At 62.6% G+C, this 2,479-nt stretch carries 3 protein-coding genes and 1 pseudogene; 3 read left to right on the top strand and 1 reads right to left on the bottom strand.

The window, feature by feature from the left end; all coding sequences use genetic code 11:
- Positions 1-69, top strand: a 69-nt coding sequence (locus WAW17_RS31500; RefSeq protein WP_422336755.1) for a three-helix bundle dimerization domain-containing protein, incomplete at its 5' end; no start/stop codon positions are given.
- A 262-nt stretch (positions 70-331) separates the two neighbouring features.
- On the opposite strand, the gene WAW17_RS31495 is transcribed toward WAW17_RS31500, so the two are convergent.
- A complete protein-coding gene (locus WAW17_RS31495) occupies positions 332-1,063 on the bottom strand; it encodes an MspA family porin (RefSeq protein ID WP_422336754.1) in 732 nt (243 codons plus the stop codon).
- A gap of 167 nt (positions 1,064-1,230) precedes the next feature.
- Here WAW17_RS31495 and WAW17_RS31490 point away from each other — a divergent pair.
- Positions 1,231-1,555, top strand: a pseudogene (locus WAW17_RS31490) (ParA family protein); the annotation flags it as partial.
- A gap of 519 nt (positions 1,556-2,074) precedes the next feature.
- A complete protein-coding gene (locus WAW17_RS31485) occupies positions 2,075-2,332 on the top strand; it encodes a hypothetical protein (RefSeq protein ID WP_422336753.1) in 258 nt (85 codons plus the stop codon).
- Positions 2,333-2,479: the final 147 nt, after the last annotated feature.

Genomic DNA, 2,479 nt, shown 5'->3' with positions numbered 1-2,479 from the left:
CGCGATTTCGTCCCCCTGCTCGTCGAACGAGCGGCCACCGAGACCCTCGACGACACCGAACCCCTCTGACAACACCTCGCCGCGAACAGGAGGCGCCGAGGTTTCCCTCCGCCAGCCAATTGATCGCGGACCGCTACGAGATCGGGGTGGTAGGTGATCGACGGTCGGAAGGGTGCGGCCGGTCAGAGGTTGCCCGAAACTCTTCTACAGGTAAGTTCCGGGTAGTGCTTTCGCGCGTCTCACCTCTGCCAGTCGGTGTCCCGAACGCGAAGCGCCTCGGAAACCGGAGTTTCCGGGGCGCTCGTTCACGCGGCTGCGTTTGGCAGAGCGATCAATTCAGCTTCTGCGGCACACCGTACGTCATGACCGTGTCGCCGTCCTCCGTGACAGCCCTGGCGTACGGCCGGATGGTGACCGGGCCGATTGCCCCGGAGATCGAGCCATGAACGCCCTGCAAACGCACCAAGGCTTCGGACCCATCGAACTCCTGATCCTCGAGCAGCGGCACCTCGGTGATGCCACCGGGCTCGAGGTCGATGTCGAGTTCCTGCGACGGGATGATGGATCCACCGATCTCGGCGTTGTTACCGGCACTGACACCCAACTCGTCCGGGAGGTCAATCCCATCGGTTGGGTCGATGTCCAAGGTGAAATCAATGCTGTTCTCGGTGCCCACCGCCCAGTCCAGGTTGGGCGTGTTGAGCACAATCGTCGCACCGGCAAGTGCGACCGGGTAGCCGATCTGGTAGCCCATGGTGAGCTTGGTTCCCTCGAACTCCTCGGCGTTCGGGCCGGAGATGTTCACCCCCGCGTACCCGTTGTGGAAGAACTCGACGCTGGTGGGAACCCCATCGAGCGGCGGAACCACTTGATACGAGGTATCACCCTGCAGCACCTCGATTCGATTACCCTCCACGTCGACGACGGAACTGGCGTTATCGACTGCCGCCGAGGCGGTGCCGTTCCCCAGAACCATGGACAACGCAGCGATGCCTGTGACAGCAATTGCGTGTGTGCCACGCGGACGCCGCCGATCAGTCCTTGTCAATGTGATGTTTGGCATGTCGACCCCATTCGATAAAGTGCTACAACCGATTTCATTCAGGCGGGAATCGTAACCAGAGCGAGGGCCGAATCGTGGCTCGATTGGTCGGAAGTTCACGTACATTACTTCTTCGCCCCTCGACGCGTCTGCCTTCCTTATCTCGTCTGTAACATTGGCAGGAGCGGCCGATGGAAACCGAACCGCTCTTCTTTGATCCCACCGCCCGAACGATCCGAAAAGTCCTCGAGCCCCGCGGCATTCCGAACACGGTCGTGATCAACAACTGGGATCCCCGCGACGGCAAGCTCGACCTCGAGGAAACCAAAGAGTTCATACGCGCGAACAAATGGACCACTCGCGAAAACCGTGATCCGCCATTACAGACTGCACGCGCGGGCGAGCGCAGACGGACTGGTGGTCACCGAGTACCCCGCCAACCGGGTGGCGCTGCAAGCCCGCGAGGACTTCCACCGGCTGGCTCTCGAGCTGCGGATCGACGGTGGTCGGTGATGGCACGCGGCACCGCACCAACCTGGCGACCCCTCGCTGGCGTCGTCGGCGACAACTCCCCCGTCGACCGGCCTCCCGCCGGCGCGACACCGACCAACGCGCCACGCAATGAGCTGGCACCAAACCCGCGCAACCCACACGACGACCTCGGCGACCTGAGCGATCTGGTCAGAGCGATCTGGTCTCGATCACCGACACCCAACCCCAACCCGCACTCGTGGTCACCGGGACGCCTACCTGCGGCTGCATCCGGAGGACGAAACCAAGATCGGGCTCGCCCGGTGGATCGCGATCAACGGGTGCCGGCGCCCTGCCGCCGCCGACAACTTCGGCCATCCCTCGCTCGACATCGTCGTCAAGGACGAGGTCGTCAAGGACCGGATAACCCTGCTTGCGGCGGCGGTCATCGAGAACGTCGGCCGCCGCGACTTCGACGTCATCGAAGAAGCCAAGGCAGTCGAACTCCTGATCAGCGAGTGCGGAACCGTCGAGAAGGCCGCCTCAAGCTCGCCAAGTCCAATGGCACCAGACGAGGTAACGGACTTCAACAAAAACCGCGTGGTGAGGTTGAGCCCGGATGGAACGCAGTCGATCCTGCCATTCACTGGTCTCAACGGACCGACGGGTGTCGCGGTCGACCAGGCCGGCAACACCACAGTAGCGGACAGCAGGAACAACCGAGTTGTCAGGCTCTCCCCGAGTACGGCCCTCCACCCCACCCCAGCACCGACACCGGGTTTTCCGGGTTTGATAGCTAAAATTTGGCGTCCAGCCTGAAATGCAATCTTTGCCAGCAATGAATCGCCCCGGGTCTGTCGGAGGCTCTCGAACCTGTGAAGGATGGAGAGCGTGGCAGCACCACGGAAGTACAGTGTCGGGCTGAAGGAACGAGCAACGAGGATGGCGGTCGAGGCCCGCCAGGAT

The sequence above is a fragment of the Rhodococcus sp. (in: high G+C Gram-positive bacteria) genome, from assembly GCF_049286785.1.
Taxonomy (GTDB): Bacteria; Actinomycetota; Actinomycetes; order Mycobacteriales; family Mycobacteriaceae; genus Rhodococcus_F.
The sequence above is the reverse complement of the archived record's forward strand: the minus strand, read 5'-3'. Positions and strand labels throughout refer to the sequence as shown.

What these genes read in the sequence shown, in the direction of transcription:
- WAW17_RS31485 (WP_422336753.1), top strand. Translation starts at nt 2,075, where the DNA reads ATGGCACCAGACGAGGTAACGGACTTCAACAAAAACCGCGTGGTGAGG.
- WAW17_RS31495 (WP_422336754.1), bottom strand. Translation starts at nt 1,063, where the DNA reads ATGCCAAACATCACATTGACAAGGACTGATCGGCGGCGTCCGCGTGGC.